This is a genomic window from Nonomuraea fuscirosea, from assembly GCF_003001935.1.
In the GTDB taxonomy this organism is placed as follows: domain Bacteria; phylum Actinomycetota; class Actinomycetes; order Streptosporangiales; family Streptosporangiaceae; genus Nonomuraea; species Nonomuraea fuscirosea.
This window is the reverse complement of sequence record NZ_PVNG01000004.1, coordinates 135906-162423: the sequence shown is the minus strand read 5'-3', so window position 1 is coordinate 162423 and position 26518 is coordinate 135906. Positions and strand designations below refer to the sequence as shown.

Genomic DNA, 26518 nt, shown 5'->3' with positions numbered 1-26518 from the left:
CCTTCGCGCTCAGAGGACATCTAGCCGCACATGCCGCCCTTCATAGTCAGGAGTCGGCAAAGCATCCGGGTCACGGGCGGCGGCGCAGCCCCGCGTCGCTCAGCTCGGGCGGCTGCCAGCCGGCGTCGGCCGGGTTGAGCGTGACGCCGGGCGGGACGATCTCGTCGATCCGGTCGAGCACGTCGTCGCTCAGCCGCACGTCGGCGGCGGTGAGCTGGCTCTCCAGGTGCTGCATCGTGCGCGGCCCGATAATGGCCGAGGTCACCGCCCGGTGCCTGATCGCGAACGCCAGCGCCAGCTCGATCAGCGTGAGGCCGGCCTCCTCGGCCAGCACGGCCAGTTGCTCGGCCGCCTCCAGCTTGCGCTGGTTGCCCTCGATCGTCATGTCGTAGCGCTGCGGCAGCCGGTCCGAGCGGCGCGTCTCGGGCAGCTCGCCGCTCTTGCGGTAGCGTCCGCTGAGCCAGCCGCCGGCCAGCGGGCTCCACACGATGACGCCCATGCCGTACGCCTCCGCCACGGGCAGCACGTCGGCCTCGATGCCGCGGACGAGCGCCGAGTACGGCGGCTGCTCGCACACGAACCGCTCCAGCGAGCGCCGCTCGGCGGCCCACTGCGCCTCGACCATGCGGTGGGCGGGGAAGGTGGAGCTGCCGATGTAGCGGACCTTGCCCTGCCGGACGAGGTCGGTGAGCGCGCCGAGCGTCTCCTCGACGTCGGTCTCGGGGTCGAAGCGGTGGATCTGGTAGAGGTCGATCCAGTCGGTGCCGAGGCGGCGCAGGCTGTTCTCGACGGCCTGGAAGATCCAGCGGCGGGAGTTGCCCCGCTCGTTGGGGCCCTCGCCCATGACGCCGTGGCACTTGGTGGCCAGCACCACCTGGTCACGCTTGCCGGACTTGGCCAGCGCCTGGCCGACGAACTCCTCCGACTGGCCCTGGGAGTAGACGTCGGCGGTGTCGATGAAGTTGACGCCCGCGTCGAGCGCCCTGCCGATGATCCGGGCGGACTCCCCGGGGTCGGACTCGCCCCACCAGCCGAACATCATCGCGCCGAGGCAGAGCGGGCTGACTTTGAGACCTGTACGTCCGAGTACGCGATATTCCGTCACAGTCTTACTCTCTCCCGGCGAGGTCGGAGATGGGCGTGTCACCGGACACCAGTTCCAGCGTCCGCCGCACGCTCCCCTGATCGTCCAGCAGCGCCACGACGACGGCGGCCACGTCGTCGCGCGGCACCGCGCCCGGCGGCACCTCCGGGGCCAGCAGCACCCGGCCGGTGCCCGGATCGTTCGTCAGGCGGCCGGGGCGCAGGATCGTCCAGTCGAGGTCGCGGGCCCGCAGGTCCTCCTCGGCCTCGGTCTTGGCCTTGATGTAGGCGGCCCACACCTCGTCCCGGCCCGGCGCGGGCGGCTTGCCCGCCCCCATGGACGAGATCTGCACGAAGCGCCGCACGCCCGCCCGCCCGGCCGCGTCGGCCAGCAGCACGGAGGCGCCCTTGTCGACGGTGTCCTTGCGCGCCGTGCCGCTGCCCGGCCCGGCGCCGGCCGCGAACACCACGGCCGAGGCGCCCTCGACGACGCGGGCGACCTCGTCGATGCCGGCCCGCTCCAGGTCGCACAGCACGGCCCGCGCCCCGGTGGCCTCGACGTCGGCGAGGTGCGCCGGGTTGCGGACGAGCCCGGTGGCGCCCGGTCCGAGCAGGGCGGCCAGCCGCAGTCCGATCTGCCCGTGGCCACCCGCGATGATGATCCCCATAATCGTCATGGTGTCATGGACCCATGCGCGACTTCCCGCAGGCGCCCACGCCGGCGTTCCTGTTCGACCTGGACGGCACCCTGATCGACAGCGTCTACCAGCACGTGGTGGCCTGGCGGCAGGCGCTGTCGGGGATGGGCATCGACCTGTCGGTGTGGCGGATCCATCGGCGCATCGGCATGAGCGGCGGGCTGTTCGTCAGCGCGCTGCTGCGCGAGACCGGGCTGAAGCTGACGCGGGAGCAGATCGAGGAGCTGCAGACCACCCACGCCGAGGCGTACGAGCAGCAGGCCGCCTCGGTCCGGCCGCTGCCCGGCGCGCCGGAGCTGCTGGCCGAGCTGACCTCGCGCGGCGTGCCCTGGGCCATCGCGACCAGCGGCTACGCCCGCACGGCCCGGCTGGCCCTGGGCATGCTGGGGCTGCCGGACGACACGCCCATGGTCACCCGCGACATGGTGCGCCGCGCCAAGCCCGACCCCGACCTGTTCCTGGCCGGGGCGGCGCTGGCGCAGGTCGATCCCGCGCACGCCATGGTGGTCGGCGACAGCGTCTGGGACCTGCTCGCCGCCCGCCGGGCCGGCGCGCTCGGCATCGGGCTGCTGTCGGGCGGGTATGGCAGGGACGAACTGGAGCGCGCGGGGGCGTTCCTGGTGTACGCCGATCCGGCCGAGATGCTGGACCGCCTCGACGAACTCGGCGTGCGACAGAGTGACTGACGGTGGCGACGGGGTGGGAATATCCCTCCGAACCACCGAGCTGGATCATGCGTATTCCCCACAGAGGAGCTGAGATGGACTTGGCAGACATCGGCGTCACCGGCCTGGCGACCATGGGGCGCAATCTGGCCCGCAACCTGGCCAGGCACGGTTACACCGTGGCCGTGCACAACCGCTCGCACAGCCGGACGCAGCAGCTGGTGAAGGAGTTCGGCGAGGAGGGCGCGTTCGTGCCGTCCGAAGAGCTCGCCGCCTTCGTGGCCTCGCTGAAGCGGCCGCGGCGGGCGATCATCATGGTCAAGGCGGGGGCGGGCACCGACGCGGTGATCGACCAGCTCGCCGACCTGATGGAGCCGGGCGACATGATCGTCGACGGCGGCAACGCGCACTTCGAGGACACCCGGCGGCGCGAGGCCGCCCTGCGCGAGCGCGGCCTGCACTTCGTCGGCACCGGCATCTCCGGCGGCGAGGAGGGCGCGCTCAACGGCCCCAGCATCATGCCGGGCGGGTCGAAGGAGTCGTGGGAGGCGCTCGGCCCGATCCTCCAGGACATCTCGGCCAAGGTCGACGGCGTGCCGTGTTGTGTGCACGTGGGCCCCGACGGGGCCGGCCATTTCGTGAAGATGGTGCACAACGGCATCGAATACTCGGACATGCAGCTCATCGCCGAGTCCTACGACCTGCTCCGCCAGGCGCTCAGGGTCACGCCGGCCGAGCTGGCCGAGGTGTTCAGGGAGTGGAACAGGGGCGAGCTCGACTCCTACCTGATCGAGATCACCGCCGAGGTGCTCGACCAGGTGGACGCCGAGACGGGCAAGCCGTTCGTGGACATCGTGGTCGACCAGGCCGAGCAGAAGGGCACCGGCCGCTGGACCGTGCAGAGCGCGCTCGACCTGGGCGTGCCGGTGACGGGCATCGCGGAGGCGACGTTCGCCCGCGCGCTGTCCGGCCACCCCGAGCAGCGGGCCGCGGCCCGGTCGCTGCGCGGGCCCGACGTGTCCGGGGTCGGCGAGCGGCAGCTGATCGAGGACGTACGCCAGGCGCTCTACGCCTCCAAGATCGTCGCCTACGCCCAGGGCTTCGACCAGATGGCCGCGGCCTCGAAGGAGTACGGCTGGGACCTCGACCTGGGCGCGATGGCCACGATCTGGCGGGGCGGCTGCATCATCAGGGCCAAGTTCCTCGACCGGATCAGGGCCGCGTACGACGCCGACCCGCAGCTGCCCACACTGCTGGCCGACCCGACGTTCGCCGGCGCGCTCGACGCCGCGCAGGAGTCGTGGCGGCGCGTGGTGACCACGGCGGTCCAGATCGGCGTGCCCACGCCCGGCTTCTCCTCGGCCCTGGCCTACTTCGACGGGCTGCGCCGCGACCGCCTTCCGGCGGCGCTGGTGCAGGGACTGCGCGACTTCTTCGGCGCGCACACCTACCACCGGGTGGACAAGGAGGGCACCTTCCACACCGACTGGTCCGGCGACCGCCAGGAGCGGCCGGCGTAGCCCTCTCACCCGAGCGATCGGCGGGCGACCGGCGCGGCCCCGCGCCGCGCCCTGCCGTGCCCGTCCGGCTAGCCGTTCATCGCCACGGCGTTGGCGACGGCGGTCACCGCGCAGAAGCCGAGCGGCCCGGTGGTGTCGTGCATGGTCACCTGACCGGCCGCGACACCGCCGGCGCTCACGTGGCCCGTGCTCTCCACGCCGATGAGCTCGCCCTCGGGCAGCCTGGCCAGGGTCATCGTGTAGTCGGCGTTGATGAAGCGCAGCCCCTCGGCCTGGACGTTGCTGAGCGGGCTGGCGAAGTCGGCGGCCAGCGCGGCCCGGACGAACGGGGTCAGCGGCTCGTCGTCCACCAGCGGGAACCGTTCCCGCATCCACACCCGTCCCGGCCCGGGAGCGCCCCACTCGGTCACCCGCCACAGGTCGAACGGCGGCTTCCAGCCCACGCCGTCGGCCGGCGGCGGCCCCGAGGGCGGCGGCTCGTCCCAGGCGGGCGTCACGGTCGAGCGCTCGCCCTCGGGCTGCTCGCCCCGGCGCAGCAGCACCGCGCGGGCCTGCGCGATCACGCCCTGGTCGGTGGAGATCACGGCGTCGGCCACGCGGATCCTGCGCCCGTCTCTGACCAGGACCGTCTCGACGGTGACGGGCAGCATCGGGCTGTTGCGGAACAGGTCGACGGTCAGCCGGGCGAAGTGCAGGCCGGGGCCGGCGTGCCGCTCCTCCAGGGCTCGGGCCGCCAGCCCGCCGAGCAGGCGGCCGTGCAGCATGTCGGGGGACCAGGGGCCGCGGGCGTGCGGCGCGGGGACGAGTTCGTCCCGTTTCTTGGTGAAGAACGCTGACGTCGGCACAGAATCAGATTCTAGAGGAGAGCAGCCGCCGGCCGAGCGCCTGGAGGTGATCTTTCAGCTCGACCGGCTCGATCACCTCGAAGTCGACGTCGAGGAAGGCCACGACGACGGCCATCAGGTGCGGGTCGTCGCCGCGCAGCGTGAGCACGCAGCGGTCCGGGCCCGCGGGCTCCACCACGCCCTGGGTGCGGCCGGCCATCCGCTCGGCCGGCGCGTGCAGCAGGAACCGCCCCTCGATCGGCCACATCCCGTGGGCCAGCCGGTCGTGCAGCCAGGCGGCGACGTCGGGCGCGGGCGGCTCGCGCGGGGCGAAGCGGGGACCGTTGGGGGTGCGCAGCCGGATCCGGTCGGCCCGGAAAGTGCGCCAGTCACGGCGCTCGACGTCCCAGGCGACGAGATACCAGCGGTGGCCCACGCTGACGAGGCTGTGCGGCTCGGCCCGCCGCTGCGCCGTCTCGCCGTCGTAGGTGGTGTAGCCGAAGCGCAGCTGCTCGCGGTCGCGGCAGGCGGCGGTGACGTGGGTGAGCACGTCGGCGTCCACGGTGGGGCCGGCCCGGTTGATCCGCACGGTGTGGGCCTGCAGCGTGCCGACCCGCGTGCGCAGGCGGGCGGGCAGGACCTGCTCCAGCTTGGCCAGCGCCTGCAGCGAGGTCTCCTCGATCCCGGTCACGGTGCCGTTCGCGGCCGTACGCAGCCCGAGCGCCACGGCGACGGCCTCCTCGTCGTCGAGCAGCAGCGGCGGCAGCTCCGCGCCCGCGCCCAGCCGGTAGCCGCCGGCGGCGCCCGGCGTGGAGTGCACCGGGTAGCCGAGCTCGCGCAGCCGTCCGACGTCGCGGCGCAGCGTCCTGGGGGCGACGCCGAGCCGCCGCGCCAGGTCGGCGCCGGCCCAGTCGCGCCGGGTCTGCAACAGGGAGAGCAGGCGCAGCAGCCTGGCCGAGGTGTCCAGCACACCGGCCATTGTGCCCGCCATCGCGGCCAGGAACTGACCGCGATGCCGGCCGTCACGGCGCCTTCCGTCGCGAGCCTGCCATCGCGGCCTGGAACTGACCGCGATGCCGCCTAACGTGCCGGGCATGGACACGTTCGTCATCGACATCTCCCAGGACCGCCTCGACGATCTGCGCGACCGGCTGGCCAGGACGCGCCGGCCGGACGCGCTCGACGGGACGGGCTGGTCGTACGGGGTGCCGCCGGAGGCGGTGCGGGAGCTGGCCGCGTACTGGGAGGACGGCTACGACTGGCGGGAGCACGAGGCGCGGCTGAACGAGCTGCCGCAGTACACGACCGTGATCGACGGGCAGCTCGTGCACTTCGCGCACCTGCGCTCCGCCCGCGAGGACGCGCCGCCGCTGCTGCTGACCCACGGCTGGCCCAGCTCGTTCGCCGACTTCTCCCGCGTGGCCGGGCCGCTCTCCCGCGACTTCCACGTGATCGTCCCGTCCATCCCCGGCTTCACCTGCTCAGGGCCCACCCGCGAGCCGGGCTGGGGCGTGCGGCGGATCGCCGCCGCCTGGATCACGCTGATGGACCGGCTCGGGTACGGCCGCTTCGGCGTGCAGGGCGGCGACTTCGGCTCGCTGATCTCGGCCGCCGTCTCCAGGGCCGCCCCCGGCCGGGTGGCCGGAGTGCATCTGAACGCCTCCGTGACCGCGTTCCCCGACGACGACCTGTCGGGCCTGACGGAGGAGGAGCGGGAGCGCGCCGCCGGCGTCGAGCGGTGGAAGGAGGTCAACGGGTACGCCGTCATCCAGGGCACCAGGCCGCAGACCCTCGCCTACGCCCTGGCCGACTCCCCCGCCGGGCAGCTCGCCTGGAACCTGGACGCGTTCGCCTCCTGGGGCCGGGACGCGGGCGGGCTCACGCCCGACGACCTGCTCACGAACATCTCGCTCTACTGGTTCACCGGCACGGCGGGCTCGGCCGGCCGCTTGTACCGGGAGAGCGTCCCCGACTGGGCGCCCCCGGCGGCGCCCGACCCGACGCCCACCGCCTTCGCGCTCTTCCCCGGCGACACGACCGTGCGGCGCTACGCCGACCGGGTGCACCACGTGGTGCGCTGGTCGGAGTATCCGCGCGGCGGTCACTACGCCGCCCTCCAGGCCCCCCCTGTTCGTCGAGGACGTCAGGGAGTTCTTCCTCGGCCTGCGGCCGTGACGCGAGGGGCCGGGTGGATTTCCGCCGGGCTCGCGCCGTAAGCTCCCCCAATGCGTGATCTAGGTGAGGACCCCCGGCCGGCCCGGGGCGCGGTACGCGAGATCCATTCCCTGCACGGGCCCACGACGCTGGCCTACTCCCCCGACCTCGACGGCATGGCCGACCCCGGGGAGATCGTCTGGGCGTGGGTGCCGTACGAGGAGGACCCGGCCAGAGGCAAGGACCGGCCGCTGCTGATCGTGGGCCGCACGGGCCGGCGGCTGCTGGGCATGATGCTGTCCAGCAAGGGCGACGACGGTGACGACTGGCTGGAGCTGGGCGCGTGGGGCCGCGACGACCGGATCTCCTACGTCCGGCTGGACCGGGTCTTCGTGCTCGACGAGGACGACATCAGGCGCGAGGGCGCGATCCTCGACGGCGAGCGCTTCGCCAGGGTGGCGGCCCGGCTCATGAAGACCCACGGCTGGGGCGCGCGCTAGCCGGCCGCCGTACCGCCCTCGTCCGTGTGGCCGGGGGCGGAAGGGGACGGCGGGGCGGGCCGGCGGATCAGGGCGGCGGTGCGCAGGCCCAGCCAGATCAGCACGGCCAGCACACCGACCAGGACGTACTCGATGGCCGGGATCCTGACCGGCTCGGCCACGGCCGCGCCGAGGTCGCCGCGCAGCCCGTACACGAGCAGCACCGCCCCCGCGTACAGCGCGGCCAGGCCCCAGCGGACGGGCACGGGCAGGCCGAGGCCGTGCATCTGGGTGAGCACGAACACCCCGAGGAAGCCGAACAGGAACATCGGCCACGCGCCGTCCGGCCCCGAGGTCATGACGGCGACCAGCGTGCCGTGCACGGCCACCAGCCCCTCCAGGGTGAAGGTCCACCAGCGGCGGGTGTGCGCCCTGGTGAGGAAGAGCGAGCCCTGCACCAGCAGCAGGAACATGTAGAAGAAGCCGATCAGGTGGCCGGAGGTGCCCTCCGCCGGGTGGTACCAGAAGGTGTAGACGGCCGCCCAGCTGAACAGGTACCCGTGGTAGCGGCGGGCGAAGTCCACGACGGCCCGGCCGATGGGGGCGGGCCGGCCGAGGAGGAGGCCGCGCCGCCGGTTCTCCATGAGCAGCACGACCACCAGCAGCAGCACCACCGAGCCCTGCGAGCTGTAGATCGACACGTCCTGGGCGAGACCGTCGTAGAACAGATGCGTCTGCAGGACGTGCAGGGCGACGAAACCGGCGTTGACGGCCAGCGCCACCACGTTGACCCGGTGCAGGCCGCCGGTGTAGCGGCGGACCCGCGTCTGCGCGTGATAGATGAGCCACCAGAACGCGGCTTGGTGGGCCGCGTAGCCGGTCCAGGCCGACAGGCGGGTCCAGAGGGTGGGGTCGGGCAGCTTCCAGTAGTACCAGGAGGCGCCCTGGTCGGGCCGTAACTCGATGCCCTGCAGCCGGCTGCCGAGCACCCAGATGAGGGCGGTCAGGCCGGCGCTCGCCGCCACCCCGAGGATCAGCGCGCGGCCGGCGCCCGCGCCCGGCGGCGTCGTCACGGGAAGACGGCCGCCAGCTCCGGGATGCGGGCGCGGTAGCCGTCCAGCAGCCGCTCCGCCGTGCTCGTCGAGTCCACCAGCGGATGCATGGCGAACGCCGCCGCCGCCAGCCGGGCCGAGCCGGTCAGCGCGGCCTCGATGACCGTCTGCTCGACCGCCTTGACCTGCTGCGTCAGCCCCAGGAAACGGCCGGGCAGCGGCCGGGTGGCCAGGGCGCGCACGCCCGAGCCGTCGACCGCGCACGGGACCTCGACGACCCCGTCCTCGGGCAGCCCCGGCACGGCGGAGCCGTTGCGCACGTTGAGGATCATGGTGGCGGGCTCGCCGCGGGCGATGGCGGCCATGAGGGCGAGCGCGATGCCCTCGTAGCCGCCCGCCTCCAGGTCGGCGGCGTCGCGTTCCCCGGCGTCGGTGACGCCGCGGGCGTCGGCCATGTACGACTCGTCCCGCTCCCTGCGCGCCCGCGCCCACGCGGCGGGCGCGTCGTCCGGCCGCTCGCGTACGGCGGCGTAGAAGCGGTCCTGCTGGCCCAGCAGTTCCTCACCCCGGGTGCGCCCGGCGCTCGCGGCCACGGCCTCCCTGGTCAGGTAGTAGTAGTACAGGTACTCGTTCGGCAGCGCCGCCAGCACCCGCACCCACTCGGTGCCGAACAGGCGCGCCTCCTCCACCCGGCGCAGCGCGTCGTCGTCGGCGAGCAGACCGGGCAGCACGTCGCGCCCCTCGTGGTGCAGGCCGCGCAGCCAGCCGAGGTGGTTGAGCCCCACGTAGTCGGGCGACACGCGGGCGGGGTCGAGGCCGAGCGCGGCGGCGGCCCGCCGGATCAGCCCGACCGGGGAGTCGCAGATGCCGATCACCCGGTCGCCGAGCACGCGGCGCATGGCCTCGGTGACGATGCCGGCCGGGTTGGTGAAGTTGATCACCCAGGCCCGGGGCGCGAGCGCGGCCACCCGTTCGGCGACGCGCACGGCGACCGGCACGGTGCGCAGGCCGTAGGAGACGCCGCCCGCTCCGGTGGTCTCCTGGCCGACCAGGCCGAGGTCGAGGGCGACCCGCTCGTCTGCGGTGCGGCCGGCCAGGCCGCCGACCCGGATGGCGGAGAAGACGAACGTGGCGTCGCGCAGCGCGGTGTCGAGGTCGGTGGTCACGCGGACGCGGGGCGGGTCGTCGTGTCCGGCCGCCAGGCCGCTCAGCACGTGGGAGACGGCCGCCAGCCGCTCCTCCGAGACGTCGTAGAGCACCACCTCCTCCACGCGCGGTTTGGCGGTGTCGCGCAGGAGCGCGCCGTACACCAGCGGGACTCTGAAGCCCCCGCCGCCGAGAACGGCCAGTCTCATCCTCACCCCTTCATGTGAGCAGCACTTCGGCGCCGGCGGCCGCGCAGGCGCGCAGCGTGCTCTCGTCGGCGCCCGTGTTCGTGACGATCATGTCCACGTCCTCGGGCCCGCACACGCGCAGCGCGCCGGTACCGGGGAACTTGTGGCGGTCCACGAGCAGCACCACCTGCCCGGCCGCGGCGATCATGGCGCGTTTGAGCGGCACCTCGGCCAAGGTGGTGTCGACGAGCTGCCCGTCGGGGCGTACGCCGCTGGCGCCGAGGAAGACGCGGTCGGCGACGACCTGGCTCAGCGCGGCCTCGGTCAGCACCCCGACCAGCGAGTGGTAGGGCCGCCGGATCATGCCGCCGAGCAGCAGCAGCTCGACCTCGGGGTCGGAGCGCAGCACGTCGAGGACGGCGAGGCTGGAGGTCACCACGGTGACGCGGCGCCCGCGCAGCCGCCGGGCCAGGCACATGGTGGTGGTGCCGATGTCGAGCAGGACCACGTCGCCGTCGCCGACGAGTTCGGCGGCGCGGGCGGCCACGGCCTCCTTGTCCTGTTCGTCGGTGGCCGCCACCTCGGCGAAGGGCCGGTCGGCGTCGGCGTCGACGCCGGCCAGGGCGCCGCCGCGGACTCGGCGCAGGGTGCCGTCGCGGTCGAGCACCTCGAGGTCCCTGCGGATGGTGGACGGGCTCACCCCGAGCTGGCTCGCGAGATCGCGCACGCTGGAGGCGCCCGAGCTGCGGACGCGGCGCATGATCTCGGCATGCCTGAGGCGCTGGAGCACGCCGGGAGTGTATCAGTCAAATTCGCGCATAAGTAAGCATCTTGCGCCAATCGGTCGCCCGAAACACTTGAAGTGTGCGAGCAAACGTGCAAGATTGCGCACATCCCGCGTGTCGAGGAGGACCTGATCCCGTGTCTGTCCAGGCGTACGACCCTCTCGCCGGCGAACGGACCCCGGAGGGCCCGCAGTTCGACGTCTTCCTGGCCGGAACCGTCTTCCTCGACATCATCTTCACCGGCCTGCCCGCGATGCCCGCGGCCGGCACGGAGATCTGGGCCGAGGGCATGGGCTCCTGCCCCGGCGGCATCGCCAACCTGGCCATCGCGACCAGCCGGCTGGGGCTGCGCACGTCGCTGGCGGCCGCGTTCGGCGACGACGACTACGGCGACTTCTGCTGGCGCACGCTGGAGCAGCAGGAGTCGGTCGACTTGTCCCGGTCGCAGCGCTTCGAGCACTGGCACTCGCCGGTGACGGTCTCGATGGCGGTGCACCGCGACCGCAGCATGGTCACGCACGGCCATCCGGCCCCCATGCCAGCCAACGAGATGATCGGCAAGCCGCCGCCGTCCAGGGCCGTGATCGTGACGTTGTCGCCCGAGGAGCCCCTGGGCGATCCGGACGCCGCCTGCAACTGGGCGGAGCTGGCCCACCGCGAGGGCGCGCTCATCTTCGCCGACGTCGGCTGGGACCCGTCGGGCGCGTGGCCCCGCTCGCTGCTGGACCAGCTCGGCGTCTGCCACGCCTTCATGCCGAACGCGACCGAGGCGATGGCCTACACCGGCACCGAGACGCCGCGCGACGCGCTCTACGCCATCGCCGACAAGGTGCCGCTGGCCGTGGTGACCGACGGGGCCAACGGCGCGATGGCGATCGACTCGACGACGGGCGAGGAGGCGTTCGTGCCCGCGCCGCGGGTGACGGCGCTCGACCCGACCGGCGCGGGCGACGTCTTCGGGGCCGGCTTCGTGCTCGGCACGCTGTGCCACTGGCCGCTGGACGACCGGCTGGCCTTCGCGGAGGTGTGCGCGGCCCTCGCGGTGCAGCAGTTCGGCGGCTCGCTGGCCGCGCCCGGCTGGGGCGACATCGCCGACTGGTGGCACGAGGTGCGCGCGGCGGCCGATCACAGCGGCGCCTACGGCAGCTCGCTGGCCCGCCGCTACGCCTTCCTCGACCGGCTGGTGCCCACGGTCCCGGTCGGAGCGGTACGCCGCGCGGTCGCCACCATCGCCCGGTACGCCGACGTGGGCATGACATCCCCCGCTTCCGGGAAGCGGCCCGACGAGCCGCACTCCCCGCCCGAGGGCGAGGACCCGGACACGCCTCGCGTACCTGCGCAGAAGGAGTAACTGATGATCGCCCCGAAGCGACAGCCGCGCGGATCCAGGACCCTCGTCCTGCTGGCCGCCGGCGCGCTCGCCCTGGCCGGCTGCGCCCCCGGCTCCTCCGCGCCGCCCCCCGCCGCCACCCCGCAGGCGAGCGCGTCGGCGGTGCGCACCGATCCCGCCTCCCTCGGCGAGGTCACCCTGAACGTGTGGGACCAGGAGGTGCGCGGCGGCCAGGCGGCCCAGATGGAGCAGCTCAACACGGCTTTCCAGGCGAAATACCCCAACATCAAGCTGAAGCGCACCTCCCGCTCGTTCGACGACCTCAACACCACGCTGCGGCTGGCGCTGAGCGGCAACGAGCCGCCCGACGTGGTGGAGGCCAACAACGGCCGCTCGTCCATGGGCGCGTTCGTCAAGGCCGGGCAGCTGCTCGCGCTGGACCCCTACGCCGAGGCGTACGGATGGAAGAGCCGCTACCCCGACTCGGTGCTGCGTTACTCGCGCTACAGCGCCGACGGCAAGCTGTTCGGCGAGGGCAACCTGTACGGCCTGCCGCAGGTCGGCGAGGTCGTCGGCCTGTTCTACAACAAGAGCAAACTGACCAAGCTCGGCCTTGAGCCGCCGAAGACGTGGGCCGACTTCGAGGCCGCGCTGGCCAAGGCGAAGGCGGGCGGCGAGGTGCCGATGCAGTTCGGCAACCTGGACAAGTGGCCGGCCGTGCACGTGTTCGGCACGGTGCAGGGCCGCAACGTCCCGGCGGAGCAGATCGGCACGCTCGCGTTCGGCCGCAAGGGCGCCTCGTGGAACACGCCGGAGAACACCAGGGCCGCCGAGCAGCTGGTGACATGGGTGAACGACGGCTACTTCGCCAAGGGCTTCAACGGGCAGGGTTACGACGCGGCCTGGCAGGCGTTCGGCAAGGGGCAGGGCGTCTTCCTGATCGCGGGCACGTGGCTGCTGGCCGACCTGGAGAAGGCGCTGGGCGACGACCTGGGCTTCATGCTGCCGCCCGGCGCCACGGCCGACGCCGCGCCGGTGGCGACCGGGGGCACGGGCCTGCCGTTCGCGATCACCGCCAAGAGCCCGCACCCCGACGCGGCGGCGGCGTACATCGACTTCATCACCAACGCCGACGCCATGAAGGTGCTCACCGAGACCGGCAACCTGCCCGTCGCCGACACCGGCGCGCAGACGGTGAAGGAGGGGCCGCAGCAGGACGTGTTCACCGCGTTCGGCACGGCCACCGAGAAGAACGGGCTCGTGCCCTACCTCGACTACGCCACCCCGACATTCGCCGACACGCTCGGCGCGGCGCTGCAGGACCTGCTGGCCGGGAAGGCGAAGCCGCAGGAGTTCCTCGACACCCTGGAGAAGGACTACAAGACGTTCGCCGAGAGCAACGGCTGAGCATGGCCCGGATCATGGCCGGGCCGCCAGGAGAGCCCCGCCGCGTCGCCTACCTGTACCTGCTGCCCGCCTTCGTCGTCTACGCGGCCTTCCTGCTGTACCCGATCGGCCGGGCCGTGCAGATCTCCCTGTACGACTGGGACGGCCTGTCCCTCGGCACCTGGGCCGGGCTGGACAACTACCTCGCGATCGTCGCGGACGAGGGGCTGCGGGCGTCCTTCGTCCACGCCCTGGTGCTCATGGTGTTCTACGCGGGGGTGCCGCTGGTCATCGGGCTGGGGCTGGCCGCGATACTCAACCACGCCAAGGTGCGCGGGCTGGGCTTCTTCCGCACGGTCGTGTTCCTGCCGCAGGTGATCGCCATGGTCGTGGTGGCGGTGGCCTGGCGGCGGGTGTACGCGCCGGACGGCTCGCTCAACGGGCTGCTCGGCGCGCTCGGGCTGGACTCGCTGACGCGCGGCTGGCTGGGCGACTACACGTTCGCGCTGCCGGCGGTCGGCGTGGTCGGCACCTGGTTCGAGACCGGGCTGGTGACGGTGCTGCTGCTGGCCGGGATGAGCCGCATCCCCCTGGAGCTGTACGAGGCGGCGCGGCTCGACGGCGCGGGCCCGCTGCGCGAGTTCTTCGCGGTCACGCTGCCGTCGGTGCGCGGGGAGATCGCGGTGGCGCTGACGCTGACGGTGATCGCCGCGCTGCGCACCTTCGACCTGGTGTACGTCACCACCCGCGGCGGGCCCGGCGAGTCCACCTCGGTGCCGTCGTACGAGGTCTACCATCGTGCCTTCGGCCTGGGCCAGGTCGGCTCGGCGGCGGCCATCGGCGTCACCCTCACCGTGATCATCTTCGTGATCTCGTTCGCCATCAACCGCTTCGCCGACAGGAGGATCTCGTGATCTCGCGCGGGGAGCGGCTGGCCAACTACGTCATCCTGTCGGTGTTCGCCGTGTTCGCGCTCTATCCCGTCGTGGTGATCCTGGCCGCCGCGCTCGGCCCCGCCGACAGCGGCGGCACGGCCGGGCTGGCGAACTTCGCGGCGGCCTGGGAGATCGGCCGGTTCGGCTCCTACCTGCGCACCAGCCTGGCCGTGTCGGCGTTCACCGTGGTGGTGAGCGTGGTGTTGTCCGTCATGAGCGGCTACGCGTTCGGCACGATGCGCTTCCGCGGCCAGTCGGCGCTGTTCTACCTGTTCATGCTCGGGATCATGATGCCGAGCGAGGCCGTGGCGGTGCCGCTCTACTTCGACCTGCGCTCGCTCGGGCTGATCGACACGTTCTGGTCGATCTCGCTGCCGCAGGTCGCGATGTCGGTGGCGTTCGGGACGTTCTGGATGCGGGCCTACTTCCGGGCCTCGAACCGGGCGATCGTCGAGGCGGCCCGGATCGACGGAGCGTCGAGCTGGCGCATCCTGTGGCAGGTCCTGCTGCCGCCGGCCCGGCCCGCCGTCGTCACGCTGACCGTGCTGGTGTTCATGTGGACGTGGAACGAGTTCCTCATCCCGCTGATCATGGTCACCAGCGAGTCGTTGCGTACGGCGCCGCTGGGGCTGGCCTTCTTCCAGGGCCAGTACACCTCCGGGTTCACGCTGCTGGCTGCCGGATCGGTCATCGTGGCCCTGCCCGTCGTCGTCTTCTACCTCTTCCTCCAGCGTCACTTCGTCCGCGGGCTGCTCCAAGGGGCGGTCCGCGACTAACTCCCGGAGGTCCGATGTCCATGAGAGCCGCGGGTCCGCCCCGGACGGCGGGTCGCCTGGCGCTGCTCGGCGCCGTCGCCGCCCTCACCCTCCTGCCCGCCACCCCCTCCCTCGCCACCCCTCTCACTGGTACCGCTGCGAAGGAGCCGGTCGATCTCGACGCGTTGTTCGTCGGCGCCCACCCCGACGACGAGGCGTTCACCCTGTCCACGCTCGGCCAGTGGAAGGAGGAGCACGGCGTCCGCGCCGGCGTCGTCACCGTCACCAGGGGCGAGGGCGGCGGCAACGCGGTCGGCCCCGAGGAGGGCCCGGCGCTCGGCCTGCTGCGCGAGTCCGAGGAGCGCACGGCCGTCGCGAACGCGGGCGTGGGAGAGGTGTTCAACCTCGACGACGTCGACTTCTACTACACGGTCAGCGCGCCGCTCACCGACCAGGTGTGGGGCGGCGACACGCTGGCGAAGGTGGTCCGGCTCGTCCGCCAGACCCGTCCCGAGATCATGCTCACCATGGACCCGGCCCCCACGCCGGGCAACCACGGCAACCACCAGGAGGCCGCGCGGCTGGCCGTCGAGGCGTTCTACGCGGCGGCCGATCCGAAGGCGTTCCCCGAGCAGATCCGCGACGAGGGGCTGCGTCCCTTCGCGCCCGCCCGCCTGCTCACCGGCGGGGCGCGCGGCACCTCCGCCGTCGGCCAGGACTGCGCGGCGACGTTCCGTCCCGCCTATCCGGCGCAGAACGTGTTCGGGGTCTGGAGCGGGCGCGCCTCGGCCGAGCGGGGCAGGACGTGGGCGGCCGTGGAGCGCGACGCCCAGCGGGTGTACGCCTCCCAGGGCTGGGCCGGCTTCCCCGACGTGCCCGCGGATCCCGCGCAGCTCGGCTGCGACTTCTTCACCCAGGTGGACGCGCGGGTGCCGTTCCCCGCTCCGGGCACGGCGGCCGCCGCGTCGCCCACCGCCGTCCTCGACGGCGCGCTGACCAGGCCGGCCGGGACGGCGCCGCTCGGTACCCGATTCGGCCTGCGGACCAGCGCGTTCGACGTGCGGCCCGGCGCGCCGTTCAAGGTCGAGGTGAGTGTCACCGCGCCGCCCCGTGAGCCGCTGGGCCGCTCGGCGGCGGCCCTGCGCGTGCCCGCCGGGTGGAAGGTGACCGGCTCCGGCGGCCTCGGCCGGCTCGGCGCCGGCCGGAGCGGCTCGGCCACGTTCACGGTGACGCCGCCCGCGCAGGCGGAGCCCGGCCGGGCCCGCGTCGCGGCCACGCTCACCACGGAGCGGGGCGGCGGCTACACCGACCGGCAGGTCGAGCTCAGCCCGTCCGTACGCGGTGAGCAGCAGCCGCTCCCCCAGGTGGCCCAGTACCGCGAGTGGACCGGCGAGGTCGGCGTGCCGCAGCTCGACGGCCTGGTCACGCCCGTGCTCACGCTGCCGTCCGGCGGCAGCAGGCAGGTCGGCGTGGTGGTCACGAACGTCAGCACCGCCACCAGGTCCGGCACCGTGCGCCTGGACCTGCCCGCCGGCTTCACCGCCGACCGCGCCGAGGCCCCGTACAGCGGGCTGGCCGCCGGCGAGTCGGCCACCGTGCCCTTCACCGTCACCAACTCCGACCCCGCGCTGAAGACGTCCAACGAGGGCGGCGACTACGCCTACACGATCACGACCACGAGCGAGGACGGCACCGCCACCAGCCGCCCGGCGCTCGAACTCGTCCCGGCGGCCACCGTGCCGCGCGCCGCGTCGGCCCCGGCCGTGGACGGCGTGGAGGGCGACGGCGAGTACGCGGGCGCCGCGCTGAACATCTCCCGCCTGTGGGAGGGCACGGCCTGCTCCTCGGCCGCCGACTGCTCGGGCACGGCGAAGATCGGCTGGCACGACGACACGCTCTACCTGGTGGTGCACGTCAAGGACGACGTGCTCGGCACCCGGCTGGCGGCCTCCGACTGCAAGCGGCACTGGCGTACCGACGCGGTGGAGGTCACCCTCGACCCGCGCGGCACGTCCGAGAACACCTCGACCACGTTCAAGACCGCGGTGCTGCCGGTCACGGCCGAGGGCCCGCCCTGCTTCCTGCGCGACGCCGACAACCGCCAGGGGCCGGGCGAGGAGACGGCGCCCGGGATGCGGGTGGCGTCCCAGGTGTCCGCCGGCGCGTACACGGTGGAGATGTCCATCCCGATGGGGGTGCTGCCCGGCGCCGTCGATCCGGATCATCTGGGGCTGAACGTCCTCGTGTACGACTCCGACACCCAGGACAGGACCGGCCAGACCAGGATCGGCTGGTCGACGTGGGGCGGGGTACAGGGCGACCCGTACCGGTGGGGCGTTGCGTCCCTGCCCGGCTACGAGCCGCCCGCCGACCGGCCGACGACCCCGCCGGACCCGGAGATCCCCGACACGGCGCTGTCCAGCCTCGACTCGCCGCAGTCGCTGGAGCAGGCGGTCCGCGTGCACCTGCCGCTGGCCGGCGGCCCGGCGGCGAAGCCGTCGCGCGGCGCCGAGGTCGTCGCGGCCAGGGGCACGACGGGCGGCGTCAAGGTGACGCTGCGGGCCGCCGCCGGCGGCAAGGCGCACCTGTTCGCCCGCGACGGGCGGGGCACGGCGGGCAGCCGGGTCGTGACCGTGACGCGTAAGGGGACCACGACCGTGACCGTGCCGCTGGACCGGGCGCCGGGTCCGGGGGCGACGGTGGTGGCCGGCTGGGAGGCGTCCGGCGGCGGCACGGCGGCGTCCCAGGTCTCCGTACGGTGAGCGCGCCGTCCCGGGCTTCCGTACGGTGAGCGCGACGTCCCGCTGATCGTGCGGCGGTGATCGTGGTGCGGCCCTCGGCGGGCACCGCGATCACCGCCCCGACCTCAACGGACAGTCACGATAAGTGATTGAACGACTACTCTCCGGGTAGGCGTAAGGGTGACGAACCTTAGTCCCCCGCCCCCAGGGAGCCCCCATGACCGACCGTTGCGCCACCATGGCCGTCCACCACCGACTCCTCGCCTCCTCGCCCCGCTACGCCATCGCCCTGGCCGCCATCGAGAACGACACCTTCGCCAGGAAGAACGCCCGCGCCGCCGCCCGTGAGGAGGTGGTCACCATTCCCGTGGTCGTGCACGTCGTCCACCACACGCCCGAGCAGGACATCGGCCAGGACCAGATCGACAGCCAGCTCAAGGTGCTCAACCAGGACTTCCGCCGGGTCAACCCCGACGCGGCCAAGGTGCCCGAGGTGTGGCGGGAGCGCGCCGCCGACGCCAGGCTCGAGTTCAAGCTGGCCGACACCGCCCCGGACGGAGGGCCGACCGACGGAGTCGTGCGCCGCCGGACCGACGTGCCGGAGTTCGCCCCCGACGACACGGTCAAGTTCGACGACCAGGGCGGCTCCAGCGCCTGGCCCGCCGACCGCTACCTCAACATCTGGGTGTGCCAGCTCAGGGGGGCTCTCGGCTACGCCGCCTTCCCCGGAGGTCCCGCCGACGCCGACGGGGTCGTCATCCTGCACAGCGCGTTCGGCACCACGGGCACGGCGGAGTCGCCCTACGACGGGGGGCGCACCGCCACCCACGAGATCGGCCACTGGTTCAACCTGCGTCACATCTGGGGCGACGACGGCGACGGCTGCTCGGGCACCGACTTCGTCGACGACACCCCCAACCAGGCCGGCCTCAACCGCGGCACGCCCACGTTCCCGCAGGTGAGCTGCGGCAACGGGCCCGACGGCGACATGTTCATGAACTACATGGACTACGTCGAGGACGCGGCCATGTTCATGTTCACGAAGGGCCAGGCGGAACGGATGGACGCGGCGCTGGCCGGGCCGCGGTCGTCGTTCCTGCCCTCCCAGGCCAGGACCGGCGCCCGCGCCTGACCCAACCGCGGCTCGGACGCCCGCGCACCAGAGGACTGCCACCCCTCCGCCGTCCGCGCGAGATCGTGACGGCGCGCTGGGCGTGACCGGCGTTCACGGGGAAGGCGCCGTCTCGGCGCGACGGCGGAGGCGGTGGTTCTCCACCCATGCGGCTCCTCCCGCGCGGGACCGCCCGGTGGGGAGCGTCCTGCGGGGGCCGCTCCGGGTGCGGTCCTGCTCGTCCCTCTACTCCCGTACGACGGGCGCCGGACCCGCCCCGCCACCGCGTAGTCGTAGTGGCCTGATCGCCGTCCGGCGGATGCCGGAAGCCCCGGGGCACGCGCGAGTCTCGCCGGGACGGCGGCCGAGCGGGTCCTGGTGGAGGAGGCGACCGGCCTGTGGCGGGGTACGCCGTTCGAGGACGTCGACTCCGAGTGGCTGCGCGCGACCGTCTCGCCGTCGCTGCTTGAGCTGCACCTGAGCGCCGTGGAGCGGCGGGCCGATCTGGAGCCGGCGCGCGGGCGACCGGCTCCTCCCCGCCGGCGGGCCACAGGCCCACCTGAAATGCCTGTCGTCCGAACCGACCGGCGCCGCCGTCCTGTCCCGGTACGTACGGGGGCGCCGCTGACGGCTCGGCTCATGTCACCACGATCAGCGCCTGCGGGCGGCCGGCGGGGAAGGCCCAGACGTGCCTGCCCGCCGCGATCACCAGGGCGAGCGGCACGTCCAGCCCCAGCTCGATCACGCGCAGGGGTGCGCCGGCCGCCGGGGCGAGGGTGAACAGGTCGCGGGCGCCGCCGGTGAGGACGCCGTTGGCGCAGACGAGGAACGGCACCGGTCCCTCCGGCGCCGCCACGAGCCGGCCCGGCTCCCCCGACCAGGCGGACACGCGTAACAGCCCGCCGGTGACACTGATCCATAACGAGCCCGCGCACACGACCATCGCGCCGCGCCGGTCCCGTCCGAGCTCGACCTCCTTCGGGCCGCCCCGCAGGATCGTGTCCCGCCTGGACGTCCACCACAGCCGCTCCCCCTCGGCCGCGCACGCGTCGAGGGCGGGCAGCTGCACGGGCTCGCCGAGCCGGCCGGGGCCGGTCAGCCGCCTGGCCAGGTCGGCGCCGACGGCCCAGATCTCCCCGCCACCCGCCACCACCCGGCCGTCGAAGGGCAGGTCGCCGTCCGGCGCGCCCGAGGGCCCGAGCCAGTGGAGGCGGTCGCGGGACGTACCGGCCAGCGTCCCCTCCGGCAGCGGCCCCGACAGTGAGGCTCCCGCGAACGACCTGGGCATGATCACGGTCTCCGCCAGCATCCCGGGAACGCCGGCAGGCCCGGTCACCGTCCCCGGCACGGCGGCCAGCGACCGCAGCTCAGGTCCGGGACCGCCCTCTCCGAGCGGAGAGCCGGCGGCGGTGTAGGCGCGCACACCGCCGGCCACCGCACACCAGACGGTCGTCCCGTCGGACGCGGCCGCGCGAACGGGACACGGCAGGTCGATCCGGGTGACCTCGACGCTCATGCGCCTGACATTAGACCCGCGAGAGCCGCGCCGGACAGACCTCGCGCCGCCCCTCGCACGACCCCTGACCCGCGCCTCACCCGGACCTCGCTCGGCCCCTGGCGCGGACCTCGTACGGACCTCGCTCGGGCTCTCGCGGCGATCTTCCGGTGAGGGTGTGTCCAGGCACGGAGAAGGCCGTGGCGGGGTATCCGCATGACAAGGGGCGGATCCGGTCATCGGCCCAGGTCACCTCGGCTGCGATCATTGTGACCATGCGTGTTGTGGTGATCGGAAGCGGCATCGTCGGGGCCGGCGCGGCCTACCATCTGAGCCGCCGGGGTGCGGCGGTGACCGTGGTGGACGGCGGGTACCAGGGCGATGCGACGCGGGCGGGCGCGGGCATCGTGTGCCCGTGGGTGGACCATCCGGAGGACGACGACTGGTACCGGCTGACCAACGAGGGCGCCCGTCACTATCCCGGGCTGGTGGAGGAGCTGGGCGAGGACATCGGCTACGCCAAGGTGGGCGCGCTGCTGGTGGCCGAGGATCCGGCCGACCTGGAGCAGGTACGCGCGCTGTTGCGCCGCCGTCGTCCCGGCGCGCCGGAGATGGGCGAGATCACCGATGTGTCCACCCCGTCGGAACTGTTCCCGCCGCTGTCGGACACCCTGAGCGCGATCCTGGTGCCGGGCGCGGCACGGGTGGACGGCCGCGCGGTCCGCGACGCCCTGCTGCGCGCCGCCGTCTCGATGGGCGCCGAGGTACGCACGGGCATCGCCGCCCTCACCCCGGACGGCCAGGTCCTCCTCCACAGCCCCGACGGCAGTGGGCAGCCGCTCGCGCCGGAGGGCACGGCGGGCTCAGGCGCGACCCCGGCCGTGACCGCCGGCGGCGCCGCGTACCCTCCGACGAGCCGGGCGCACGGCGGCGGGCAGGGGGCGTCGTGGCGGCAGGCCGCGCCGTCGGGGCCCGTCACGGGCGGGCCCCCCGGCGTCCAGCGGCCGTTGAGCGGTGCGGCGGTGCCGCTGGACGCCGACGCGGTGATCGTCGCCGCGGGCGCGTGGACCGGTGAGGTGTGCCGGCCCCTGGGCGTCGAGCTGCCGGTCTTCCCCAGGCGCGGTCAGATCCTGCACGCGACCCTGGAGGGCGTGGACACCGCGTGGTGGCCGATCATCCTGCCCAGGATGGGCCCGTACCTGCTGGGCTTCCCCGACTCCCGCGTCGTGATCGGCGCGACCGTGGAGGACGTGGGTTTCGCCCCGCGGGTCACGATGGGCGGGCTGGACGAGGTGATCAGGGCGGGGCTGCGGGTGGCGCCCGGGCTGTTCAACGCGACGGTCACGGAGACGAGGGTCGGCCTGCGCCCGGTGTACGCGCCGGGCCCGGCGCTGATCGGCCCGCTGACCGGGCGCGTGGTGGTGGCGACGGGGCTGAGCGCGTACGGGCTGACGGCGGGCCCGTTCACCGGCCGGATCGCCGCGGCGCTCGCGCTGGGTGACACACCGCCGATCGACATCACGCCCTACGCCCCCAACACCCGCTAAATCCGACAACCTGGTAGATCCACTACCCCTGCCCCTTAAGCGCGACAAGCAGCCACGTAAGATCGGATACCTCCCCACCGCGACTTCGTGGGGAGGCTGCCGTGCCGCCGCTCGTCCTTCCGCTGCTCCTGGTGCTGCTCGTGGCGGCCACCGCCTGCACCCCGGAACCGTCCGCCCCCGGACCGCCGGGCGCCGCGTCGGGAACACCCGCGCCACCGCCCACCCCGCCGGCCGGTGCTACGCCGAAGCCGCTCGCGCCCGGCGTGCCCGAGCGGGTGCGGGTGCCGCACTCCGCGTCCGGCCGTTACGCGGTCGTGCGCGGCGGCGCGCCCGCGAGGCCGGGCCGGGGGGCGGTGGTGCGGTATCTCGTCGAGGTCGAGCGGGGGCTCCCTTTCGATCCGGCCGGCTTCGCCGCCGAGGTGCACCGCACGCTCAACGACGTACGCGGCTGGGCCAGGTTCGAGCGGGTCGACTCGGGCCCGGTACGCGTCCGCGTCGCCCTGTCCAGCCCGCGCATGACGATCCGGCAGTGCCTGCCGCTGCGCACGGGAGGCGAGCTGTCCTGCTGGAACGGCCGCCGCTCGGTCATCAACGCCCTGCGCTGGGCCGAGGGGGTGCCGCAGTACGACGGCGACCTGACCGCCTACCGCCGCTACCTGATCAGCCACGAGGTCGGCCACGGCCTGGGCCACCACCACCGCCACTGTCCGGGGCCCGGCCGCCTGGCCCCCGTCATGACGCAGCAGTCGAAGTCGCTGGGCCGCTGCCGCCCCAACCCGTGGCCCCACCCCCACCGCATCCCGGACGAGCGCTGACCGTCTCGCGGCCCGGCCGAGCGCCGGCTACAGGCCGCGGCCGGTGCCGGCGCCCCTGAGCAGGGTGTCCACCACCCGGGTGGCCAGCACGTCGGGGTCCTCGTCACGGTACGCGGCGGCCTCGTGGAGCAGCGCGTAGAAGACCCGCTTGGTCCAGTCGAGATCGGCGTCGGCCCGCAGCACGCCGGCGTCCCTGGCCCTGATCAGCAGCCGGTCGCAGCGCTCCGAGATGTCCGCGTGCACCCGGCCCGCCTCGGGGTCGGCGTCCATGACCCGCATTGTGAAACCCCAGTCGATCTTGACGCGGAGCACGTTGGCCGTGACCTGGTAGAGCGCGACGAGCGGCGGCGCGCTCTCGGGGGAGGCCGCGTCGACGGCCTCGGCGAAGTTCTGGGTGGCCCATCTCGCCATGGCCTCCACCAGCGCCTCCCTGGAGGCGAAGCGCCGGTGCACGGTCGTGCGCGCCACTCCGGCGGCCTCGGCGATCTGCTCCATGCTGGCCGCCGGGTTTCTGCTGAGCACGCGCTCGGCCGCCTCCAGGATCATGCGCACCGTCCGCTCGGCGTCGGACCGCAGCGCCCGGGTCGTCCCACTCATGCCTCGAAGGATACTCCACGGTCACCCTTTCCCGCAGACTTGCATCACCAGTGTTGCAAGTCGTATGTTCGACGCATCGCAACTGACGCACATAGCGGAAGGACGTACCACCATGGACATGGGACTCAGCGGCAGGACCGCCGTCGTCACCGGCGCGAGCAGGGGCATCGGCCTGGCCGTCGTCAAGGCGCTGATCGGCGAGGGCATGCGGGTCGTCGCCGCCGCCCGGACGATCACCCCCGAACTGAAGGAGACCGGCGCCGTGCCGGTCACGGCCGACCTGTCCACCGCCGCCGGCCCCGGCGCGGTGATCGACCGGGCGCTGTCCGAGCTGGGCGAGATCGACCTGCTGGTCAACAACGTGGGCGGCGGCGACGCGAGCGACGAGGCGTTCGGGTTCCTGAGCCTGAGCGACGAGCAGTGGCGGCAGCTCTACGACCTGAACTTCCTCAGCGCCGTACGCGCCACCCGCGCCGCCGTCCCGAGCCTGATCCGGCGGCACGGCACTGTGATCAACATCTCCTCCACCAGCGCGCACACGCCGAGCGGCGGGCCGGTCCACTACGCGACGGCCAAGGCGGCGCTGACCGCGCTGAGCAAGGCGCTGGCCGAGGAGTTCGGCCCGCAGGGAGTGAGGGTCACCACGGTCTCGCCGGGCGCCACCCGCACCTCGCTGTGGGAGGACCCCGGCAGGTACGGCGCCGCGCTGGCCGCCGCCCACGGCGTGGACCTGGATGCGTTCCTGGCAGGGCTGCCGTCGGGCACCGGAATGACGACCGGTAGGTTCGTCGAGCCGGAAGAGGTCGCCTCGCTCGTGACATGGCTGGCGTCGCCGCATGCCGCGAGCGTCACGGGGGCCGACTTCCTCATCGACGGCGGTGCGGTGAAAACCGTCTGACCTATCGCGATATATCGTAGATAGGGAAACACCGGGGAGTCCCGCCCGCTGAGCGGGACGAAGAAGCTTGCAGGGGAGAGTGGGCTATGGCAGGGATGCGGACGGCACGGCGGATCCTCGCGGGCGGCGCGGTCCTCGCCGCGGCCGGGTGGGCGCTGCGCGATCTGCCCGCCGAGCTGGGCGTGCGGCCGCTGGCGTCGGGACCGGAACGGGCGACGAGGATACGGCACTCGCCGCAGTTCAGGGACGGCACGTTCGTGAACTCGATGCCCGAGGGCGCGGCCCTGATGACCGCGCCGCCCGTCGGGCTGCTCGGCGAGCTGGCCAAGGACAGGAGCCAGCGCCATCCGGCCGGGCCCGTCCCGCTGCGGATCCCGCCCGCCGACCCGCCGCCCGCCGACGGGGTGCGCGCCGTCTGGTACGGCCACGCCTCCACGCTGGTGGAGATCGAGGGCCGGCGGGTGCTGTTCGACCCGGTGTGGAGCAGGCGGCCCTCCCCCTCGCAGTTCGTCGGCCCCAAGCGGCACCACCCGGTGCCGGTGGAGCTGCAGGAGCTGCCCGAGGTGGACGCGATCGCGATCTCGCACGACCACTACGACCACCTCGACCGGACCACGGTGCTCAGGCTGACGCGCACGCAGAAGGCCCCGTTCCTGGTGCCGCTGGGCATCGGGGCGCATCTGGAGCGGTGGGGCGTGCCGGCGTTCCGGATCATCGAGCTGGACTGGAACGAGGAGGCCGAGGTCGCGGGGCTGCGGTTCGTGGCCACGGCGGCCCGCCACTTCTCCGGCCGCTCCTTCACCCGCAACGACACGCTCTGGGGCTCGTGGGTGGTCATCGGCGCGGCCAGGCGGGTGTTCTACGCGGGCGACTCCGGCTACTTCGCGGGTTACCGGGGCATCGGCTCGGCGCACGGGCCGTTCGACCTGACGCTGATGCCGATCGGCGCGTACAGCCCGTCCTGGCCGGACATCCACATGGACCCGGAGCAGGCCGTCCAGGCCCACCTCGACCTGGGCGGCGGGGTGCTGCTGCCGGTGCACTGGGCCACGTTCACGCTGGCCCTGCATCCGTGGGGCGAGCCGGTGGACCGGCTGTGGCGCGAGGCCAAGGCCCGCGACGTGCGCATCGCCGTCCCGCGGCCGGGCGAGGCCGTCGACGTCTCGGCCGTCCCTGCGGTCGAGGGCTGGTGGGAGATGCTCAGCTGACGGCGGGCTCCCCCATGGCCTCGGGAACGTAAAGTCGGGGCGTGAGCAACCTGGAGCGTGACCCGCGGGAGATCCGCTGCGCCACCACCGGCACGGGCGAGGGCGCCGAGGTGCTGACCGGACGCGAGGTGCCGCTGGGCGGGCCGCGTGCGATGACCGTGCGCAGGACCCTGCCCGGCGCCCACCGGCGGATGATCGGCGCGTGGTGCTTCGTGGACGCGTACGGGCCGCAGCGGGCCACCATGCGCGTGCCGCCGCATCCGCACACCGGCCTGCAGACGGTGAGCTGGCTGGTCGCCGGCGAGGTGCTGTATCGCGACAGCCTGGGCACGCTGCAGGAGATCCGCCCTGGGCAGCTCAATCTCATGACCGCGGGGCGCGGCATCTCCCACTCGGAGGAGTCGCCGGAGACGGTGCTGCACGGGGTGCAGCTCTGGGTGGCGCTGCCCGACGCGCACCGGCACACCGGGCCGGGCTTCGAGCACCATCCGGACCTGCCCGTGCTGTCGGGTCCCGGCTTCGCGGCGACGGTCGTCATGGGGTCGCTGGGCGGGGTGACCTCACCCGCGACCGCCTACAGCCCGCTCGTCGGGGCCGAGGTGGCCGTGGACGGCACGGGCGAGGTGCCGCTGGATCCGGCGTACGAGCACGGGCTGCTGCTGCTCGACGGCGAGGCGGCCCTGGTGGGGCCCGGGCCGTCGGAGTCCGGGCCGCTGGAGTACGGGCCGCTGGAGTACGGGCCGCTGGAGTACGGGCCGCTGGAGTACGGGCCGCTGGAGTACGGGCCGCTGGAGTACGGGCCGCTGGTGTACCTGCCGCCGGGGCGGGCGGCGGTGCGGTTGTCGGGGCGCGGGCGGGTGCTGCTGATCGGCGGTGAGCCGTTCGGGGAGGAACTGGTCATGTGGTGGAACTTCGTCGGGCGCTCCCACGACGAGATCGCCGCGTTCCGCAAGGAGTGGGCGGAGGGCGAGGGGTTCGGCGCCGTCGAGGGCTTCGGCGGCGCCCCGCTCCCCGCGCCCGTCCTGCCCGGCACCCGCCTCAAGCCGCGCGGCCGGGTGCGCTGACCGACGACGACACGGCGCGGTCTTTCATGCCGGGATCCTCCG

At 73.5% G+C, this 26518-nt stretch carries 24 protein-coding genes and 1 pseudogene; 16 read left to right on the top strand and 9 right to left on the bottom strand.

Features of this window, described 5'->3' with window-relative positions; translation table 11 throughout:
• Window positions 1-70: 70 nt before the first annotated feature.
• Window positions 71-1105, bottom strand: coding sequence for an aldo/keto reductase (locus tag B0I32_RS10870; protein WP_106237380.1), 1035 nt, complete (start codon window positions 1103-1105; stop codon window positions 71-73).
• Between the two features lie 4 nt (window positions 1106-1109).
• Window positions 1110-1751 carry an SDR family oxidoreductase gene (locus B0I32_RS10865; RefSeq protein ID WP_106237378.1) on the bottom strand — a complete coding sequence of 214 codons (642 nt, stop codon included), beginning with the start codon at window positions 1749-1751 and terminating at the stop codon, window positions 1110-1112.
• A 23-nt stretch (window positions 1752-1774) separates the two neighbouring features.
• Between B0I32_RS10865 and B0I32_RS10860 the strand changes: the two genes are divergently transcribed.
• Window positions 1775-2467 carry an HAD family hydrolase gene (locus tag B0I32_RS10860; RefSeq protein WP_106237375.1) on the top strand — a complete coding sequence of 231 codons (693 nt, stop codon included), beginning with the start codon at window positions 1775-1777 and terminating at the stop codon, window positions 2465-2467.
• A 74-nt stretch (window positions 2468-2541) separates the two neighbouring features.
• The gene (gene gndA / locus B0I32_RS10855) at window positions 2542-3966 is read left to right on the top strand and encodes an NADP-dependent phosphogluconate dehydrogenase (protein WP_106237373.1); all 1425 of its coding nucleotides are present in this window, start codon (window positions 2542-2544) and stop codon (window positions 3964-3966) included.
• Between the two features lie 68 nt (window positions 3967-4034).
• Here gndA and B0I32_RS10850 read toward each other — a convergent pair whose 3' ends face one another.
• Both B0I32_RS10850 and B0I32_RS10845 read right to left on the bottom strand, forming a co-directional pair.
• Complete coding sequence (locus tag B0I32_RS10850; protein ID WP_106237371.1) at window positions 4035-4811, bottom strand: acyl-CoA thioesterase domain-containing protein; 777 nt, start codon at window positions 4809-4811, stop codon at window positions 4035-4037.
• Window positions 4812-4815: 4 nt separating this feature from the next.
• Entirely contained in the window at window positions 4816-5760 is a 945-nt protein-coding gene (locus B0I32_RS10845; protein WP_106238212.1) for a helix-turn-helix transcriptional regulator, read from the bottom strand.
• 124 nt (window positions 5761-5884) lie between these two features.
• Here B0I32_RS10845 and B0I32_RS10840 point away from each other — a divergent pair, with 124 nt between their 5' ends.
• Window positions 5885-7006 carry an epoxide hydrolase family protein gene (locus B0I32_RS10840; RefSeq protein WP_106237368.1) on the top strand — a complete coding sequence of 374 codons (1122 nt, stop codon included), beginning with the start codon at window positions 5885-5887 and terminating at the stop codon, window positions 7004-7006.
• A gap of 9 nt (window positions 7007-7015) precedes the next feature.
• A complete protein-coding gene (locus B0I32_RS10835; protein WP_106237366.1) occupies window positions 7016-7444 on the top strand; it encodes a type II toxin-antitoxin system PemK/MazF family toxin in 429 nt (142 codons plus the stop codon).
• On the opposite strand, the gene B0I32_RS10830 is transcribed toward B0I32_RS10835, so the two are convergent.
• The 3 genes from B0I32_RS10830 to B0I32_RS10820 are packed head-to-tail and all read right to left on the bottom strand — an operon-like array spanning window position 7441 to window position 10599.
• Window positions 7441-8496 (bottom strand): hypothetical protein, encoded by a 1056-nt coding sequence (locus B0I32_RS10830; RefSeq protein WP_106237364.1) that lies wholly within the window; start codon window positions 8494-8496, stop codon window positions 7441-7443. The genes B0I32_RS10835 and B0I32_RS10830 overlap by 4 nt on opposite strands.
• A complete protein-coding gene (locus B0I32_RS10825; protein WP_106237362.1) occupies window positions 8493-9830 on the bottom strand; it encodes a 6-phospho-beta-glucosidase in 1338 nt (445 codons plus the stop codon). The genes B0I32_RS10830 and B0I32_RS10825 overlap by 4 nt, the downstream gene beginning before the upstream one ends.
• Window positions 9831-9840: 10 nt before the next feature.
• Window positions 9841-10599 carry a DeoR/GlpR family DNA-binding transcription regulator gene (locus tag B0I32_RS10820; protein ID WP_106237359.1) on the bottom strand — a complete coding sequence of 253 codons (759 nt, stop codon included), beginning with the start codon at window positions 10597-10599 and terminating at the stop codon, window positions 9841-9843.
• A gap of 131 nt (window positions 10600-10730) precedes the next feature.
• Between B0I32_RS10820 and B0I32_RS10815 the strand changes: the two genes are divergently transcribed.
• The 7 genes and pseudogenes from B0I32_RS10815 to B0I32_RS61625 all read left to right on the top strand — a co-directional run.
• A complete protein-coding gene (locus tag B0I32_RS10815; RefSeq protein ID WP_106237356.1) occupies window positions 10731-11945 on the top strand; it encodes a carbohydrate kinase family protein in 1215 nt (404 codons plus the stop codon).
• A 3-nt stretch (window positions 11946-11948) separates the two neighbouring features.
• On the top strand, window positions 11949-13331 hold the full coding sequence (locus B0I32_RS10810) for an extracellular solute-binding protein (RefSeq protein ID WP_106237354.1): 1383 nt from the start codon (window positions 11949-11951) through the stop codon (window positions 13329-13331).
• Between the two features lie 2 nt (window positions 13332-13333).
• Window positions 13334-14224, top strand: coding sequence for a carbohydrate ABC transporter permease (locus tag B0I32_RS10805; RefSeq protein ID WP_219911728.1), 891 nt, complete (start codon window positions 13334-13336; stop codon window positions 14222-14224).
• Window positions 14221-15021 carry a carbohydrate ABC transporter permease gene (locus tag B0I32_RS10800; RefSeq protein WP_106237352.1) on the top strand — a complete coding sequence of 267 codons (801 nt, stop codon included), beginning with the start codon at window positions 14221-14223 and terminating at the stop codon, window positions 15019-15021. The genes B0I32_RS10805 and B0I32_RS10800 overlap by 4 nt, the downstream gene beginning before the upstream one ends.
• 20 nt (window positions 15022-15041) lie before the next feature.
• Window positions 15042-17762 carry a sugar-binding protein gene (locus B0I32_RS10795; protein WP_106238208.1) on the top strand — a complete coding sequence of 907 codons (2721 nt, stop codon included), beginning with the start codon at window positions 15042-15044 and terminating at the stop codon, window positions 17760-17762.
• Between the two features lie 196 nt (window positions 17763-17958).
• Entirely contained in the window at window positions 17959-18873 is a 915-nt protein-coding gene (locus B0I32_RS10790) for a zinc metalloprotease (RefSeq protein ID WP_106237349.1), read from the top strand.
• 324 nt (window positions 18874-19197) lie between these two features.
• Window positions 19198-19365: pseudogene (locus B0I32_RS61625) on the top strand (BTAD domain-containing putative transcriptional regulator); the annotation flags it as partial.
• Window positions 19366-19489: 124 nt separating this feature from the next.
• Here the strand turns inward: B0I32_RS61625 and B0I32_RS59750 are convergent.
• A complete protein-coding gene (locus B0I32_RS59750; protein ID WP_245955747.1) occupies window positions 19490-20368 on the bottom strand; it encodes a hypothetical protein in 879 nt (292 codons plus the stop codon).
• A gap of 254 nt (window positions 20369-20622) precedes the next feature.
• On the opposite strand from B0I32_RS59750, the gene B0I32_RS10780 reads away from it, so the two are divergent.
• Window positions 20623-21894 (top strand): NAD(P)/FAD-dependent oxidoreductase, encoded by a 1272-nt coding sequence (locus B0I32_RS10780; protein WP_106237343.1) that lies wholly within the window; start codon window positions 20623-20625, stop codon window positions 21892-21894.
• 101 nt (window positions 21895-21995) lie between these two features.
• On the top strand, window positions 21996-22709 hold the full coding sequence (locus B0I32_RS10775; protein WP_106237340.1) for a DUF3152 domain-containing protein: 714 nt from the start codon (window positions 21996-21998) through the stop codon (window positions 22707-22709).
• Between the two features lie 27 nt (window positions 22710-22736).
• Here the strand turns inward: B0I32_RS10775 and B0I32_RS10770 are convergent, their stop codons facing one another.
• A complete protein-coding gene (locus B0I32_RS10770; RefSeq protein ID WP_106237338.1) occupies window positions 22737-23306 on the bottom strand; it encodes a TetR/AcrR family transcriptional regulator in 570 nt (189 codons plus the stop codon).
• 112 nt (window positions 23307-23418) lie between these two features.
• Here B0I32_RS10770 and B0I32_RS10765 point away from each other — a divergent pair, with 112 nt between their 5' ends.
• From B0I32_RS10765 to B0I32_RS10755, 3 genes are all read left to right on the top strand, one after another.
• Complete coding sequence (locus B0I32_RS10765; RefSeq protein ID WP_106237336.1) at window positions 23419-24204, top strand: oxidoreductase; 786 nt, start codon at window positions 23419-23421, stop codon at window positions 24202-24204.
• A gap of 86 nt (window positions 24205-24290) precedes the next feature.
• Entirely contained in the window at window positions 24291-25412 is a 1122-nt protein-coding gene (locus tag B0I32_RS10760) for an MBL fold metallo-hydrolase (RefSeq protein ID WP_181307254.1), read from the top strand.
• A gap of 41 nt (window positions 25413-25453) precedes the next feature.
• The gene (locus tag B0I32_RS10755) at window positions 25454-26476 is read left to right on the top strand and encodes a pirin family protein (RefSeq protein ID WP_106237330.1); all 1023 of its coding nucleotides are present in this window, start codon (window positions 25454-25456) and stop codon (window positions 26474-26476) included.
• Window positions 26477-26518 lie beyond the last annotated feature (42 nt).